This window comes from Haematobacter massiliensis, assembly GCF_000740795.1.
In the GTDB taxonomy this organism is placed as follows: Bacteria; Pseudomonadota; Alphaproteobacteria; order Rhodobacterales; family Rhodobacteraceae; genus Haematobacter; species Haematobacter massiliensis.
In genome coordinates this window covers 1-14,699 of record NZ_JGYG01000003.1, presented here as the reverse complement: position 1 = coordinate 14,699, position 14,699 = coordinate 1, and the positions used below count along the sequence as shown (strand labels likewise).

General features: G+C 64.2%; 16 protein-coding genes. 8 read left to right on the top strand and 8 right to left on the bottom strand.

Annotation, left to right across the window (positions count from 1 at the left end; all coding sequences use genetic code 11):
* The first annotated feature begins 10 nt into the window (after window positions 1–10).
* The gene (locus CN97_RS05745; RefSeq protein ID WP_088217323.1) at window positions 11–493 is read left to right on the top strand and encodes a glyoxalase superfamily protein; all 483 of its coding nucleotides are present in this window, start codon (window positions 11–13) and stop codon (window positions 491–493) included.
* A gap of 50 nt (window positions 494–543) precedes the next feature.
* Here CN97_RS05745 and CN97_RS05740 read toward each other — a convergent pair whose 3' ends face one another.
* Together CN97_RS05740 and CN97_RS05735 are read right to left on the bottom strand one after the other, a co-directional pair.
* Entirely contained in the window at window positions 544–1,896 is a 1,353-nt protein-coding gene (locus tag CN97_RS05740) for an MFS transporter (protein ID WP_035708551.1), read from the bottom strand.
* 196 nt (window positions 1,897–2,092) lie between these two features.
* Window positions 2,093–3,691 (bottom strand): phosphoenolpyruvate carboxykinase, encoded by a 1,599-nt coding sequence (locus CN97_RS05735; protein WP_035708548.1) that lies wholly within the window; start codon window positions 3,689–3,691, stop codon window positions 2,093–2,095.
* A gap of 260 nt (window positions 3,692–3,951) precedes the next feature.
* Between CN97_RS05735 and CN97_RS05730 the strand changes: the two genes are divergently transcribed.
* From CN97_RS05730 to CN97_RS05710, 5 genes are all read left to right on the top strand, one after another.
* A complete protein-coding gene (locus CN97_RS05730) occupies window positions 3,952–4,626 on the top strand; it encodes a response regulator transcription factor (protein ID WP_035708546.1) in 675 nt (224 codons plus the stop codon).
* Between the two features lie 133 nt (window positions 4,627–4,759).
* A complete protein-coding gene (locus CN97_RS05725) occupies window positions 4,760–5,167 on the top strand; it encodes an HPr kinase/phosphorylase (RefSeq protein WP_035708544.1) in 408 nt (135 codons plus the stop codon).
* Window positions 5,164–6,108: an RNase adapter RapZ gene (gene rapZ / locus CN97_RS05720; RefSeq protein WP_051911000.1), complete on the top strand. Its 945-nt coding sequence runs from the start codon at window positions 5,164–5,166 to the stop codon at window positions 6,106–6,108. Before CN97_RS05725 ends, rapZ begins: the two co-directional genes overlap by 4 nt.
* The gene (locus CN97_RS05715) at window positions 6,105–6,509 is read left to right on the top strand and encodes a PTS sugar transporter subunit IIA (protein ID WP_035708542.1); all 405 of its coding nucleotides are present in this window, start codon (window positions 6,105–6,107) and stop codon (window positions 6,507–6,509) included. The genes rapZ and CN97_RS05715 overlap by 4 nt, the downstream gene beginning before the upstream one ends.
* Window positions 6,506–6,781, top strand: a complete 276-nt coding sequence (locus CN97_RS05710; protein WP_035709446.1) for an HPr family phosphocarrier protein — start codon at window positions 6,506–6,508, stop codon at window positions 6,779–6,781. Before CN97_RS05715 ends, CN97_RS05710 begins: the two co-directional genes overlap by 4 nt.
* Here the strand turns inward: CN97_RS05710 and CN97_RS05705 are convergent, their stop codons facing one another.
* The 6 genes from CN97_RS05705 to CN97_RS05680 all read right to left on the bottom strand — a co-directional run bounded on the left by CN97_RS05705 (window position 6,782) and on the right by CN97_RS05680 (window position 11,319).
* Window positions 6,782–7,657 (bottom strand): 3-hydroxybutyryl-CoA dehydrogenase, encoded by an 876-nt coding sequence (locus CN97_RS05705; RefSeq protein ID WP_035708540.1) that lies wholly within the window; start codon window positions 7,655–7,657, stop codon window positions 6,782–6,784.
* A 119-nt stretch (window positions 7,658–7,776) separates the two neighbouring features.
* The gene (locus tag CN97_RS05700) at window positions 7,777–8,703 is read right to left on the bottom strand and encodes an electron transfer flavoprotein subunit alpha/FixB family protein (protein ID WP_035708537.1); all 927 of its coding nucleotides are present in this window, start codon (window positions 8,701–8,703) and stop codon (window positions 7,777–7,779) included.
* The gene (locus CN97_RS05695) at window positions 8,703–9,464 is read right to left on the bottom strand and encodes an electron transfer flavoprotein subunit beta/FixA family protein (protein ID WP_035708534.1); all 762 of its coding nucleotides are present in this window, start codon (window positions 9,462–9,464) and stop codon (window positions 8,703–8,705) included. Before CN97_RS05695 ends, CN97_RS05700 begins: the two co-directional genes overlap by 1 nt.
* A gap of 117 nt (window positions 9,465–9,581) precedes the next feature.
* Entirely contained in the window at window positions 9,582–10,154 is a 573-nt protein-coding gene (locus tag CN97_RS05690) for a cob(I)yrinic acid a,c-diamide adenosyltransferase (protein ID WP_035708531.1), read from the bottom strand.
* Window positions 10,154–10,354 (bottom strand): twin transmembrane helix small protein, encoded by a 201-nt coding sequence (locus tag CN97_RS05685; RefSeq protein ID WP_035708529.1) that lies wholly within the window; start codon window positions 10,352–10,354, stop codon window positions 10,154–10,156. Before CN97_RS05685 ends, CN97_RS05690 begins: the two co-directional genes overlap by 1 nt.
* Before the next feature lie 137 nt (window positions 10,355–10,491).
* Window positions 10,492–11,319: an SDR family NAD(P)-dependent oxidoreductase gene (locus CN97_RS05680; RefSeq protein WP_035708527.1), complete on the bottom strand. Its 828-nt coding sequence runs from the start codon at window positions 11,317–11,319 to the stop codon at window positions 10,492–10,494.
* A 162-nt stretch (window positions 11,320–11,481) separates the two neighbouring features.
* Here CN97_RS05680 and CN97_RS05675 point away from each other — a divergent pair, with 162 nt between their 5' ends.
* Together CN97_RS05675 and CN97_RS05670 are read left to right on the top strand one after the other, a co-directional pair.
* Complete coding sequence (locus CN97_RS05675; protein ID WP_035709444.1) at window positions 11,482–13,791, top strand: DNA topoisomerase IV subunit A; 2,310 nt, start codon at window positions 11,482–11,484, stop codon at window positions 13,789–13,791.
* Window positions 13,792–13,886: 95 nt separating this feature from the next.
* A complete protein-coding gene (locus CN97_RS05670; RefSeq protein WP_176408613.1) occupies window positions 13,887–14,537 on the top strand; it encodes a hypothetical protein in 651 nt (216 codons plus the stop codon).
* Window positions 14,538–14,699: the final 162 nt, after the last annotated feature.

Below are 14,699 nucleotides of genomic sequence, written 5' to 3'. Positions count from 1 at the left end.
GGGGCGGGCAATGGCGACCGAGCAGGAGATGGCCGATACCCTTCGGATGGCGCTGCTGGAAGACGGGATCGATCTCTCCCACTCGCGCATAGCCGAGATCGTCGCGCGACAGATGGGGGAGGGTGCGACAGGCATACGCTTTCCCCGCTGCTGCCCGGTCTTCCGCATGTTCGATGACGCCAAGGCGCGGGAGTTCTACTGCGACTTTCTTGGGTTTCGCCTCCTGTTCGAGCATCGTTTCGCCCCTGCGGCGCCCCTATACATGGGCGTTGAGTGCGGGGGCTTCGCATTGCATCTGTCCGAACACCATGGCGACGCGACGCCCGGCTCGACTGCTTTCGTGGAGACGAAAGATATCCGCGCCTTTCACAGCGACCTGCTCGGCAAGCGATATCGCTTTAACCGTCCCGGGCTGGAGGAACTCTCCTGGGGGCTTCAGATGGAAGTGGTCGATCCTTTCGGTAATCGGATCAGGTTCTGCGAGCGGACGTGAAAAAGGGGCGCATCGGCGACGCGCCCCCCCAATACCATGATCGCTGCGGATCAGTGGTTGATGTCGACATCCTTGGTTTCCTTGCCGGCCAGCAGGGCGATGAGCGTCAGCACCCCCATGATCGACAGGTAGACGCCGACCCAGAACGGGCTGCCGCCGCCATAGCTCCAGAGCGCCACGGCGATGAACGGGGCCACCGCCGCGCCGAGGATGGAGGAGACGTTGTAGGAAATGCCGGAGCCGGTGTAGCGGACGTTTGCCGGGAACAGTTCCGGCAGCAGCGCGCCCATCGGACCGAAGGTCATCCCCATCAGCGAGAAGCCGAGGATGAGCCATGCCATGACGCCAAAGGTGCCCGCAGACAGCATCGGCACCCAGATGAGACCAAAGGCGATGATCGCCAGCGTCACCCAGATCAGCGTCTTGCGACGACCGAGTTTGTCGGCCAGCGGCCCGGACACCATCGTGAAGATCCCGAAGAACACCACGCCCAGAATCATCATCAGCACGAAGGTGCGATAATCGTAGCCCAGACCCGGCAGTGCCGCCGATGACGCCGCCCGCCCGTAGGAAAGCGAGAAGGTGGTCATCAGATAGAACAGAACATAGGTCGCCAGCATGTAGAAAGTGCCGAGGATGAGTTCGCGCGAATGCAGCTTGAACGCGGCGGCGAGCGGAACTTTCTGAACATTGCCCTTCTGCACCGTTTTGGTGAACGCCTCCGATTCCACCAGATGCAGCCGAACGTAAAGGCCGACGATCACCATGATGGCGGAGAACAGGAACGGGATGCGCCAACCCCAGCTCAGGAAGGCTTCGGAGGGGCGCGAAGGATCGTCAGACGGCATCAAAGCCGCAATGATGAGGAACAGGCCGTTCGCGATGATGAAGCCAAGCGGTGCGCCAAGCTGCGGGAAGGTGCCGAACAGGGCACGTTTGCCCTCCGGTGCATTTTCCGTCGCGACGAGCGCCGCACCGGACCATTCGCCGCCAATGGCGAAACCCTGCGCCAGCCGCAGGATGACAAGGAGCAGCGGCGCCACCCAGCCCACCATGTGGTAGGTCGGCAGCAGGCCGATCAGGAAGGTCGCGATCCCCATGGTCAACAGCGCGCCGACCAGCGTGAGCTTGCGCCCCTTCTTGTCGCCAAGGTGACCGAAATAGATCGCGCCCAGCGGGCGGGCGATCATCGCGGCCCCGAAGATGGCAAAAGAGGCAAGGAGCGCGGTCGTATCGTTGCCGGCAGGGAAGAACAGGTGCGGGAAGACCAGCACCGCCGCCGTGGCGTAGACATAGAAGTCGTAGAATTCGACGGTCGTTCCGACCAGGCTGGCCAGAATGACATTCGTCTTGGAATTGACAGGTGCGGCGGGCTCCGCGACCGCCTGGGAGGAGGTGGACATGATATTGCTTTCTGTGGCTGGCTCCGCGACGCAAGGGGGCGCTTTGCTGCCCGGCCGGGGAATTTTCCGTCGCGTGGGTTAGCAGCCCTCTGGCCTGCCGACAAGATGTGCTCTGCGCAGGCTCTGTCTGTCGGCCACGAAAAAGCCCCGACGTTACCGCCGGGGCCTTTTTGGCTTGGGTGAGTGAGGGAGCGGCTCAGCCGATCGCCGCGGCCTTCACCTCGTCATCGATATAGGGGACGTACTGCGCAAAGTTCGCCGCAAACATCTCCACGAGCTTCTTCGCCTGTGCGTCATAGGCCGCCGCATCGGCCCAGGTTGAGCGCGGATCCAGCAGTTTTGCGTCCACATGCGGCACCGAAACCGGAACGTCGAAGCCGAAGTTCGGATCCTTGCGGAAGCTGCCATCGTTCAGCGATCCGTCCAGCGCTGCGGCGAGCAGGGCCCGCGTCGCCTTGATCGGCATCCGCTTGCCCGTTCCGTAGGCGCCACCCGTCCAGCCGGTGTTGACGAGCCAGCAGGTCGCGCCCTGGCTGTTGATCTTCTCCTGCAGCAGCTTGCCATAGACTTCAGGCCGACGGGGCATGAAGGGCGCACCAAAGCAGGTGGAGAAGGTAGGCTGCGGCTCGGTGACCCCCTGCTCGGTGCCAGCGACCTTGGACGTGAAGCCGGACAGAAAGTGATACATGGCCTGCGCGGGGGTAAGACGCGCGATGGGGGGCAGCACGCCGAACGCATCGCAGGTCAGCATGATGACGTTCTTCGGATGCCCGCCCAGGCCGGATTCCGACGCATTGGAGATGTAGTCCAGCGGATAGGCCGACCGCATGTTCGCGGTCAGGCTGTCGTCCTCGAAATCGAGTGCCTTGGTGTAGGGATCGAACACCATGTTCTCGATCACGGTCGCGAATTTGGAGGTCGTCGCGTAGATCTCCGGCTCCGCCTCGGGGGAGAGGCTGATCGTCTTGGCGTAGCAGCCGCCTTCGAAGTTGAAGGTGCCGCTCTCCGACCAGCCATGCTCGTCATCACCGATGAGAACGCGCGACGGATCGGCGGAAAGCGTTGTCTTGCCGGTGCCGGACAGGCCAAAGAAGACTGCCGTATCCGCGATGTTGCCGGGCGCGTGGTTGGCCGAGCAGTGCATCGGCATCACACCCTTCTCCGGCAGGAGATAGTTCAGCAGCGTGAAGACGGATTTCTTGTTCTCACCCGCGTAGGCGGTGTTGCCGATCAGGATCAGCTTCCGGTCGAAGTTGAGCGCGATCACCGTCTCGGACCGGCAGCCGTGTTTCTTGGGATCAGCCTTGAAGCTTGGGCAGTTGATGATCGTCCATTCCGGTTGGAAGGAGTTCAGTTCCTGCCGCTCCGGCCGACGCAGGAGGTGCCGGATGAACAGACCATGCCATGCCAGCTCCGTCACAAGCCGCACATCCAGCCGGTGGGCCGGATCGGCGCCGCCGAACAGATCCTGCACGAAGTAATCACGCCCCTTCATGTGCGCGATCATGTCCTCATACAGCTGGTCGAAGGCTTCCGGCGCCATCGGCGCGTTGTTCTCCCACCAGATCTTGTCCTCGACCGAGGCGGTGCGGACCACGTGCTTGTCCTTCGGCGAGCGGCCAGTGTGGCTGCCGGTGTTGACCAGAAGCGACCCGCCCTTGCCAAGTGTTCCTTCGTTCCGCTTCAGCGCCTCTTCGACCAAGGCGGGCTCAAGGAGGTTGTAATAGACGTTCCCCAGTCCGGCCAGACCCTGATCCTCAAGGCGGCAGGCGGGGTTCACGTGTCCAATTGTCATAGTCAAGCTCCGATGCCCCCAGATTAGGCGATGAAAATAACTCTCCGTCGCGGGACGTGCGATGGCGGCGGAAGTGGGTGACACACCGATCTTACAGAACGGATTTCGGAATGAATAGGATGCTTTCAATGGGTTAGCGCTAGCACGGAAAGGTTAGCGCCACCATCGGTGATAATTTGCCGCGTGCGCAGGATGTTAGGGGTTTGTTCCCTTTTTGCCCCTCCTCTGCACGAAATGAAGGCGATTCGGGAGACGGGGCGATGGCGGCGGAAGGTGAGCGGATCGCCCTCGTGGACGATGATCGTCACACGCTCATTTCGCTTGGCAGATTGCTGGAGCGGGATGGGTTCGTCGTGGAGCGATATGCAGACGGGAGGATGGCGCTCGCGGCCTTCGGTCGACAGCCGCCCGATCTCGCGGTGATGGACATCTGGATGCCGCGGATAGACGGTCTGTGCCTGATGCGGCGGGTGCGCCGTCGCAGCCGCTTGCCGGTCATCTTCCTCACCGGGTGCGACGGTGAGGCGGCGGAGGCGGACGCGCTTCGCCTTGGCGCCGACGATTTCCTCCGCAAGCCCGTGTCCGTACCGCTCTTGTCTCTGCGCATACGGGCGGTCCTCCGCCGCCATGTGCCGGAGGGCGACATGCTGGTGAGAGGCAGCCTTGACCTTGACCGTGCGAGGCGTCTCGCACGTTGGAAAGGCGCGCCGGTTCCTCTCACGGCCCGTGAGTTTGCGATTCTCGACCGCCTCGCCAGCCATCCGGGCCATGTTCGAACGCGCGAGGATCTGCTCGACAGCTCGGGGGCCGGTGGGGTGGAGCGTGCCATAGACAGTCATATCAAGCGGATGCGCCGGAAATTCTGTGCCGTGGACCCGGCCTTTGCCGCGATACGCACGCTCTATGGAGGAGGATACCGGTTCAACTCTGGCTGACAAGGCGGTCAAAAGGTCAGGTTACCCATCGGCGCCCGCTGGTGCTAGACTGGGGTACGAGGGCCGTGACTGCGAGAGGTGCGCGTTGAGGGCAGAGGGACGACAACCGGCACTTGCAGTCGGGGAGGGCGCATTGATCCACGGTAGCACGGTGTCCGTCACCGGACGCGGGCTGTTGATCCTTGGCCGGTCGGGGAGCGGAAAGTCGGGACTTGTGCTTCAGCTGATGGCGTTCGGCGCCGAGCTTGTGGCCGATGATCAGACGAGGCTCGTGCGGCAAGGGAATATCGTCGTAGCGGCGGCGCCCGAGACGATCCGTGGCTGCGTGGAGGCTCGAGGTGTTGGCCTCCTCGCTGCGACGGCAGGGAAGGCTGTCCCGCTGGCACTGGTGGTTGATCTCGACCGGCTGGAGGAGGCGAGATTGCCCGAATGGCGCAGCCATGACGTCCTTGGTGTCGCAGTCCCCTTGCTATTCCGGGTCGACGCTCCCCATTTTCCCGCAGCGCTGCTGCAATGGCTGAAGGCGGGACGAATCGCATGACAGGCGATGGAACGCGACAGGATGATGCTTCCGGGGAGAGCCGGATCGTCTTGGTGACCGGGGCTTCCGGCGCCGGACGGTCCAGCTCGCTCGCTGCGCTCGAGGATCTGGGGTACGAGACGATCGACAACCTGCCGCTGCGCATGGTGCCGAAGCTGCTGGAAGGCGATGCGCTCGTCCACCCGCTCGCGCTTGGCATAGATGTGCGGAACCGGGATTTCTCCACGGATGCGACGCTCGAGCTCATCGATGTCATGACCGCCGTGCCGGAGATAGACGTCGATCTGCTCTATCTGGATTGCGCCGTGGACGTTCTGGTACGGCGGTATTCGGAGACCCGCCGCCGCCACCCGCTTGCGCCTTCGGAGCAGCCCGCCTTGGGTATTCAGCGGGAACTGGAACTTCTCGCCCCGATTCGGGAGCGCGCGGACGTGCTTATCGACACGTCGGAAATGACGCCGCATGATCTGCGGGAGGAAATCTCGCGCTGGTTCGCGCTTGAACGCGGGGGGGCGCTGGCGGTCTCCGTACACTCCTTCTCTTACAAGCGGGGCCTGCCGCGGGGGGTGGACATGGTGTTCGACTGCCGCTTCCTGCGAAACCCCCACTGGAATCTCCTGTTGCGTCAAAAGGATGGCCGCGATCCGGCCGTTGCCGATTTCGTGGAGGCGGACCCGCGGTTCGATCCCTTTTTCGTGAAGGCGAAAGATCTCCTGATAAGCCTGCTCCCCGCTTATGTGGAGGAGGGCAAAACGCATCTCGCGGTAGCCTTCGGTTGCACAGGAGGTCAGCACCGTTCGGTTGCAACTGCAGAAAAAATGGCCAAGACGCTTGCGGAAGCAGGCTGGCCGGTGTCAAAAAGACACAGGGAACTTGAGCGCAGAGGGTTCGTTGCCCCTGCAGCATTCGAGACACTAGGGCGTGAGGTAACTGGGGCGTGATCGGTATCGTGATCGTCGCGCATGGAGGCCTTGCCCGGGAGTACCTGGCAGCCGTCGAGCATGTGGTCGGCAAGCAGGACGGAATCCGGGCTATCTCCATCGAGGAAGACCATAATCGCGCGGCGAAGCAGGAGGAAATCTTCGGCGCCGCTGACGCGGTGGACACCGGAGATGGCGTCGTCGTGGTGACCGACATGTTCGGAGGCTCGCCTTCGAACCTGTCGCTCCGCGCCTGTACGCAGGGGGGGCGTCGCATCCTTTATGGTGCGAATCTCCCCATGCTCATCAAACTGGCGAAATCGCGCAATCTCACGGTTCAGGAGGCGGTAGAGGTCGCGATGGACGCCGGACGGAAGTATATCAACAGTATCGACCTTTGCGCACCGCGGGCCGCTTCGTGACGGGTGTCGCACGGGAATTGCGGATCGTGAACGAGAAGGGTCTTCATGCCCGCGCCTCCGCCAAATTCGTCGAGGTTGTTGAGGGGCATGACGCGGAGGCGGCCGTATCGAAGGATGGCATGACCGTTTCCGGCGATTCGATCATGGGCCTGCTCATGCTCGCAGCGTCGCGGGGCACCACGATCCAGGTCGAAACGAAGGGCGCCGAGGCGGAGAAGCTCGCCGATGCGCTGGAAACCCTTGTCTCCGGGCGCTTCGGCGAGGAGTTCTGATCAGCGCGTCGGAACGGGCTTATCACCGCGGTAGTCGTAGAACCCGCGCTTCGCCTTCCGCCCGAGCCAGCCCGCTTCGACGTATTTGGTCAAGAGCGGGCAGGGCCGGTATTTCGTGTCGCCGAAACCTTCGTGCAGCACGTTCATGATCGCAAGACATGTGTCCAGGCCGATGAAATCCGCAAGCTCGAGCGGACCCATGGGATGATTCGCCCCCAGTTTCATGGACTCGTCGATGGAAGTCACCGAGCCGACCCCTTCATAGAGCGTATAGACCGCCTCGTTGATCATCGGCACCAGGATGCGATTCACGATGAAGGCCGGGAAGTCCTGGGCCACCGCCGCCGTCTTGCCGAGCGATTCCACGATCGCCAGCATCGTTTCAAACGTCTCGTCGTCCGTGGCGATCCCACGGATCAGCTCGACAAGCTGCATGACCGGAACGGGGTTCATGAAGTGCAGCCCCATGAACTTTTCCGGCCGGTCGGTCCGGGAGGCAAGGCGGGTGATGGAGATCGATGACGTATTCGTCGTCAGGATCGTATGCGGCTTGAGATGCGGCACCAGATCCTCAAAGATCTTCTGCTTGATCGCCTCGCGCTCCGTTGCCGCTTCGATCACCAGATCGGTCGGGCCGAGATCGGGGAGCGCCGTCGTGGTGCTGATCCGGCCAAAGGCGGTCTCACGTTCTTCGGCCGTGATCTTTTCGCGCTGAAGCTGCCGGTCGAGGTTTTTGGCGATCACGCCCTTCGCGCGCTCCAGTGCCTCTGCCGAAATGTCGTTCAGCACCACATCGTAGCCCGACAGCGCAAATACATGCGCGATGCCGTTGCCCATCTGCCCGGCGCCGATCACGCCCACCGTCCTGACTTGCATGTCATCCTCCGTCTTTTGCGCAGACCTTAGGGCGCGCGCCGCTCCGCGGCAACAGAGGGGCGGCCCAAAAGAAAGCGGGGCCCGAAGGCCCCGCGATGTCGTTGAGTCCGCCGGAGGGCTCAGAGCTTTTCGGTCAGCTCGGGCAGCAGCGTGAATAGATCCCCGACGAGCCCGTAATCCGCCACCTGGAAGATCGGGGCTTCTTCGTCCTTGTTGATCGCCACGATGACGCGGCTGTCCTTCATCCCGGCGAGGTGCTGGATCGCCCCGGAGATGCCGACGGCGATATAGAGGTCCGGCGCGACGACCTTGCCGGTCTGACCCACCTGCCAGTCGTTCGGAGCAAAGCCCGAATCAACGGCTGCACGGGAGGCGCCAACCGCTGCGCCGAGCTTGTCAGCCAGCTTCTCGACGACGGCGAAGTTCTCCTGGCTGCCGATGCCGCGCCCGCCCGAGACCACGATCTTGGCGGAGGTCAGTTCGGGGCGATCGGAGGCCGCGACCTTGTCCTCAACCCAGGAGGACAGGGCCGGATCGGCTGCTGCCGTTGCCGGTTCGACGGATGCCGAACCGCCTTCGACCGCCGCCTGGAAGTTGGCGGTGCGGACGGTCAGCACCTTCTTCGGATCGGAGGACTGCACCGTCTGGATCGCGTTGCCGGCATAGACCGGACGCTCGAAGGTGGAGCCGTCCACGACGCCGGAGACGTCGGAGATCACCATCACGTCGAGCAGCGCGGCCACGCGCGGCATCACGTTCTTGGCCGATGCGGTCGACGGAGCCACGATCTGCTCGTATTCCCCCGCAAGGCTGACCACCAGATCAGCGAGAGGTTCCGCCAACCCGTGCCCATAGAGCGGGGCGTCGGCGACGAGCACCTTGGCCACGCCATCCAGCTTTGCAGCCGCTTCCCCCGCGCCGGAGACGCCCTCGCCCGCGACGAGGACCGTCACCGGGCCAAGCGACTTCACCGCCGACAGAGCCTTCGCCGTCGCATCCACAGCGAGATCGGCACCCGTCACTTCTGCAACAAGAAGCACAGCCATCAGAGAACCCCCGCTTCGTTTTTCAGTTTGGAGATCAGCTCATCGACCGAGCCGACCTTCACCCCGGCCTTGCGGCCCGCAGGTTCAACCGTCTTGACGACCTTCAGCCGCGGCGTGACATCGACGCCGTAGTCGGCGGCGGTCTTTTCCTCGAGCGGTTTCTTCTTCGCCTTCATGATGTTGGGCAGCGAGGCATAGCGCGGCTCGTTCAGCCGCAGGTCCGCCGTCACGACGGCAGGCAGCTTCACCTTCACCGTCTGCAGGCCGCCATCCACCTCGCGGGTCACGACGGCGGAGTCGCCCTCGATCACCACTTCGGAAGCGAAGGTCGCCTGCGCCCAGCCGAGAAGCGCCGCCAGCATCTGGCCGGTCGCATTCATGTCGTTGTCGATCGCCTGCTTGCCGGTGATGACAAGGCCCGGTTGCTCTGCGTCGATGACGGCCTTGAGGATCTTCGCGACAGCGAGCGGCTCGATGTCGGTGGTCACATCGGGCGCAGCTTCGACGAGGATCGCCCGGTCAGCCCCCATGGCGAGCGCGGTGCGCAGCGTTTCCTGCGCCTGCTTCACGCCGATGGAAACCACGACCACTTCTTCGGCCGCACCTTTTTCCTTCAGGCGAATCGCTTCTTCGACCGCGATTTCGTCGAACGGGTTCATCGACATCTTGACGTTCGCAAGATCAACGCCCGAGCCGTCCGCTTTCACGCGAACCTTGACGTTGTAGTCGATCACCCGCTTCACAGGCACCAATATCTTCATGGGCAACTCCCCTCCGTGCGCCCGTTCAGAGGCGCGGTTCATGCTCTCCAACGGCTTGTTAGCGAGTTGGATCGGCACAGGACAGGGAAAATTCGCACTTTGTGCTGCTTCGCAGCGTCAACGGTTCGCGCCGGGAACCCAGAGCACATCCCCGGCACCGTTTTCGTTGGCGACGCGAGACGCCACAAAGAACCAGTCGGACAGGCGGTTGAGATAGCGCACCGCCGGCTCCGTCACGTCGCCTTCGGCGGCAAGTGCGACGGCCAGACGTTCCGCGCGCCGACAGACGGTGCGACAAAGATGCAGATGCGCGGCGAGGGCTTTCCCCCCCGGCAGCACGAAGGACCGGAGCGGCGACAGCGCGGCGTTCATCGCGTCGATCTCCGTCTCCAGCCGGTCCACTTGGGCCGGCACCATGCGGAGAGGGGTGTATTTCGCCTCATGATCCCGATCCACTCCGGGACGCGACAGGTCCGCGCCCAGATCGAACAGGTCGTTCTGGATGAGGCCGAGGCGCGCGTGCATCTCCCCCTCTGCGTGCAGACGGGCGAGGCCGACGGTCGCGTTGGTTTCGTCCACCGTGCCATAGGCCTCCACCCGAAGGCTGTCCTTGCGGACGCGCTGGCCGTTAGAAAGCGCGGTTTCCCCGCCATCGCCGGTGCGGGTGTAGATGCGGTTCAGCACGACCATCACATTCTCCGGAAATAGACGAACACAAGGATCAGGATCACGGCCACAGCCTGTGCGATGATGCGGTAGCGCATGATCCGGTTGGCGTGGCGGCGGTTGAACTCCCCTCCGCGGGCAAAGCCACCCACGCCGATCATCAGGATGATGAGCACGCCGAAACAGGCGATCGCCACGATGAGAAACAAGGGGTCTTGGAGCATGCTGTCTCCGATGCGGGCTTGAGGTCTGCCGCGATTCTCGATCGGGCGATCCGGTCTGGCGGGTGGAAAAGGGCGTGTGTTTCCGACCCTCTGTCCTTGTCCTCCGTCTTACGCCCACCGGCTGCGCAAGGCCACCCTTACTGCCGCTTGAGCAGCGCATCCATCGCCCGGTCCGGCAGCAGCCGCTTGAGCGTCACTCCCAGCAGGGCAGGCGTGGTGACCGTGTAGCGGAGGCGGGGGCGGCGGCTCTCCAGCGCGTGCAGGATGACGCGGGTCACGGCCGAGGGGGGCAGTTCCCACCGATCCTTCTTGGGCGTGCCGTAGAGCCGCTCCAGGAGGCTCGTGCGATATTGCTCACGGCGCGCGGACGCTTCCCAGTCGATCCACCGCTCGAAATGGCGCTTGGCGTTGACGCGAAACTGCGTGGCGATGGGGCCGGGCTCAACAAGGCTCACCCGGATCGGGGTATCGGAAAGTTCGAGCCGCAACGTATCGGTCAGCCCCTCCAGCGCGAACTTGCTGGCGACATAGGCCCCCCGCCAGGGAGCGGGCACCACGCCGAGGATGGAGGAGATGGTGACGATTCGGCCGTACCCCTGCCGCCGCATTGCCGGGATCACCTGTCGGGTGAGGTCATGCGTGCCGATGAGGTTGACCTCCATCACCTCGCGGAGCGCGCCGCGCGGCAGATCCTCGACCGCACCCGGACAGGCGAAGGCACCGTTGTTCACGAGGGCGTCCAGCCCGCCGCCGGTGCGCGCCAGCACCTCCGAGACCGCCCCGGTGACACTCTCCTCGTTCGCCAGGTCGAGCGGCAGACTCTCCAGCCCCTCTGCCTCAAGACGCGCGCAATCCTCCGCCTTGCGACAGCTGGCGAATACCCGCCAGCCCAGGGTGTGGAGCCGGCGCGCGGCATCAAGCCCGATGCCGGAGGAGCAGCCGGTGATGAGGATGGAGCGGGTCATGCGTGTCCTTGTCCGGTTGGGCGCGGCGGCGAACTTGCACATCCATGGGCCGAACGTCCAGTTCCCGAGGTGTCGCGCGGGCGCCCCGTGCCGCATTGGGGATGGCCTTTGCCGCGACACTTCCCGCTGGACCGTGCCCGCCTGCTCAAGCTAGATCGGGCCATGACCGACGCCTCCGACAATATCGAACACGGGTCGCCCACCAGTTCGGAACCGCTCCGCCGCGCCATTGGCGAGCGTTATCTGACCTATGCGCTGTCCACGATCATGAATCGCGCCCTTCCCGACGCGCGGGACGGGCTGAAGCCGGTACACCGGCGGATCCTCTATGCCATGCGGGAATTGCGGCTGTCCTCCTCCGGAGGGTTCCGCAAATCGGCAAAGATCTCCGGCGACGTGATGGGCAACTATCATCCGCATGGCGATACGGCGATCTATGACGCGATGGCGCGGCTCGCGCAGGATTTCGCGGTGCGCTATCCGCTGGTGGACGGGCAGGGGAACTTCGGCAATATCGACGGGGACAATCCCGCGGCGTCCCGCTACACCGAGGCCAGATTGACCCCCGCCGCCGAGGCGCTGATGGAGGGTCTGGCGGAGAACGCCGTCGATTTCCGCCCGAACTATGACGGCACGCTGGAAGAGCCGGTCGTGTTCCCGGCGGCCTTCCCGAACCTGCTGGCCAACGGCGCCTCCGGCATCGCCGTAGGGATGGCGACCAATGTGCCGCCCCACAACCTCGGCGAACTGGTCGCCGCCTGCCGCGCGCTCATCGCGACGCCCACGATCACCGACGAATCGCTGGTGGCGCTGGTACCCGGACCCGACTTCCCGACCGGCGGTGTGATCGTGGAGCCGCGCGAGTCCGTCATCGAGGCCTACCGGACGGGGCGCGGCTCCTTCCGGCTGCGCGCGCGATGGGAGACGGAGGATCTGGGCCGCGGCATGTGGCAGATCGTCGTCACCGAGATCCCCTATCAGGTGCAGAAATCCCGGCTGATCGAGCGGCTGGCCGAGCTGATCCAGCTCAAGAAGGTGCCGATCCTTGCCGATGTGCGGGACGAGAGCGCCGAGGATGTGCGGATCGTGCTGGAGCCGCGGTCCAAGAATGTCGATGCCGAAGTGCTGATGGCCCAGCTCTACCGCCATTCCGATCTCGAAATCCGGTTCTCGCTCAACATGAACGTGCTGATCGACGGGCGCACGCCCAAGGTCTGCTCGCTGAAGGAGGTGCTGCGCGCCTTCCTCGACCACCGCCGGGATGTGCTCAATCGCCGCTCCCAGCACCGGATGGAGAAGATAGATCATCGGTTGGAGGTACTGGCCGGGCTGCTGATCGCCTATCTGAACCTCGACCGGGTAATCGACATCATCCGCTATGACGATGATCCGAAACGCGCGCTGATGGCAGAGGACTGGACGCACCCGCATGTCCGAGCCACTTCGGAGAAGGACTACCGCCCCCCCGTGCCGGGTCGGGGAGAGCTGACGGACGTGCAGGTCGAGGCGATCCTGAACATGCGCCTGCGCTCCCTTCGCCGGCTGGAGGAGATGGACCTCCGGCGTGAGCATGATGCCCTGACTGCGGAGCGTGACGCGCTGGAGGCGCTGCTCGGCTCCGAGACACGGCAGTGGAAGCAGATCGGCAAGGAGCTGACCGAAGTCGATCGTCAGTTCGGAAAGTCGGCTCCCGGCGGGGCGCGCCGCTCGACCTTCGCCGAGGCCGGACAGATCGAGGACGTGGCCTACGAGGCGATGATCGAGCGTGAGCCGATCACGGTGGTCTGCTCGCGCATGGGCTGGATCCGCGCCCTGAAAGGTCATGCCGCGCCGGGAACGGAGATGAAGTTCAAGGACGGCGACGGGCCAAGCTATCTCTTCCATGCGGAGACGACGGACCGGATCCTGCTCCTCGGCTCCAACGGCCGGGTCTATACGCTCACCGGCGCCAACCTGCCCGGCGGGCGCGGCATGGGCGAACCCGTGCGCCTGATGGTGGACCTGCCGAACGAGGCGGAGATCGTCGCGCTGTTCGTGCATCGTCCGGGTGCGCGCTATATCGTCGCATCGGATGCCGGTGACGGCTTTGTCGTGGTGGGAGATGATGCGCTGGCCCAGACCCGCGCCGGCAAGGTGCTGCTGAACCTGTCGGGGCAGGCGAAGGCCAGGATCTGTGAACCCGTCTCCGGCGATCATGTCGCCGTGGTGGGAGACAACCGCAAGTTGCTGGTCTTTCCGCTTACCGAACTGCCGGAAATGAGCCGTGGCAAGGGTGTGCGGCTTCAGAAGTACAAGGACGGCGGCCTCTCCGACGTGCGGACCTTCACGCTGGCCGAGGGGTTGAGCTGGAAGGATCCGGCGGGTCGGACACGGACGGAAACGGACCTGACCGAATGGCTGGGCGCGCGTGCTTCCACCGGGCGGATGGCGCCGCGTGGCTTCCCGCGGGACAACCGCTTCACCCGCGACTGAGGACGTGCGGATTGCGCGGCGCGGGGTGCTCGGCTATGGCTGGGGCGACCCCCGCCGCCAAGCTGCGCTGCGCAAAATCCGATGCGGAGACCCTGATGATCCGAGCCTTCCATCGTCTCGCCCTTCCGGCGCTGCTTCTGCTGCTGGCCGCCTGCGGAGGGATCGGCGAGCGGCGCGTCGTGCAATCCGAACTGCCGCCGATGGGGGAGTTCCGGCTGGGCTACAACATCGTAGTGGCAAAGAATGCGCAGAAGGTGCCGATCTCTCGAGAGGTGACGACGGAGCAGCTTGAAACGGCGCTCCGGGACGCCGTGCAGGAGCGGTTCGGAAGCTACGAGGGCCGCAAACTCTATCACATTGCGATCAATGTGGATGCCTATGCGCTCGGCCCGCCGGGTGTTCCAGTCGTCGCCTCGCCGAAGTCGGTGCTGGTGATCAGCGCCAATGTCTGGGATGACATCCGGCGCAAGAAGATCAACACCGAACCCAGGCAACTCACCATCTGGGAGAACCTGACGGGGGCAACCTTCGTCGGCTCCGGTCTTACCCAGGATGCGGAAAGCCAGTTGCGCAACCTCGCCCGCAATGCCGCGAAGGAGGTGCAGGACTGGATGCTGGAGCATCCCGAGTGGTTCGAGCTCACCCCCGAGGATGAGGTGGCGATGGAGGAGGCCCGGGCTGCGGCCGCCGCGGAAGCCCGCCAGACGGGGGGAAATGCTCGCCCCGCTGCCCTCCCCAATCCGTGACCCGCGTGTCGCGCTGCCTTGGGTCGCAGGGTCATTCTGCAAGTGGTGCTTGATTTCCGGCCTTCGGCCTAATAGGTAGCCCCGCGTGTTTAATCGGGTCCATTCCGGACCCCCGGACATGGGGCGCCTCGATGGCAAAGGCAAAGTTTGAACGGACGAAAC

Coding starts and splice junctions, on each gene's coding strand:
- CN97_RS05735 (WP_035708548.1), bottom strand. CDS start 3,691: ATGACAATTGGACACGTGAACCCCGCCTGCCGCCTTGAGGATCAGGGT.
- CN97_RS05745 (WP_088217323.1), top strand. CDS start 11: ATGGCGACCGAGCAGGAGATGGCCGATACCCTTCGGATGGCGCTGCTG.
- CN97_RS05680 (WP_035708527.1), bottom strand. CDS start 11,319: ATGACCCGCTCCATCCTCATCACCGGCTGCTCCTCCGGCATCGGGCTT.
- CN97_RS05700 (WP_035708537.1), bottom strand. CDS start 8,703: ATGGCTGTGCTTCTTGTTGCAGAAGTGACGGGTGCCGATCTCGCTGTG.
- CN97_RS05695 (WP_035708534.1), bottom strand. CDS start 9,464: ATGAAGATATTGGTGCCTGTGAAGCGGGTGATCGACTACAACGTCAAG.
- CN97_RS05670 (WP_176408613.1), top strand. CDS start 13,887: ATGATCCGAGCCTTCCATCGTCTCGCCCTTCCGGCGCTGCTTCTGCTG.
- CN97_RS05690 (WP_035708531.1), bottom strand. CDS start 10,154: ATGGTCGTGCTGAACCGCATCTACACCCGCACCGGCGATGGCGGGGAA.
- CN97_RS05705 (WP_035708540.1), bottom strand. CDS start 7,657: ATGCAAGTCAGGACGGTGGGCGTGATCGGCGCCGGGCAGATGGGCAAC.
- CN97_RS05685 (WP_035708529.1), bottom strand. CDS start 10,354: ATGCTCCAAGACCCCTTGTTTCTCATCGTGGCGATCGCCTGTTTCGGC.
- CN97_RS05740 (WP_035708551.1), bottom strand. CDS start 1,896: ATGTCCACCTCCTCCCAGGCGGTCGCGGAGCCCGCCGCACCTGTCAAT.
- rapZ (WP_051911000.1), top strand. CDS start 5,164: ATGACAGGCGATGGAACGCGACAGGATGATGCTTCCGGGGAGAGCCGG.
- CN97_RS05675 (WP_035709444.1), top strand. CDS start 11,482: ATGACCGACGCCTCCGACAATATCGAACACGGGTCGCCCACCAGTTCG.
- CN97_RS05730 (WP_035708546.1), top strand. CDS start 3,952: ATGGCGGCGGAAGGTGAGCGGATCGCCCTCGTGGACGATGATCGTCAC.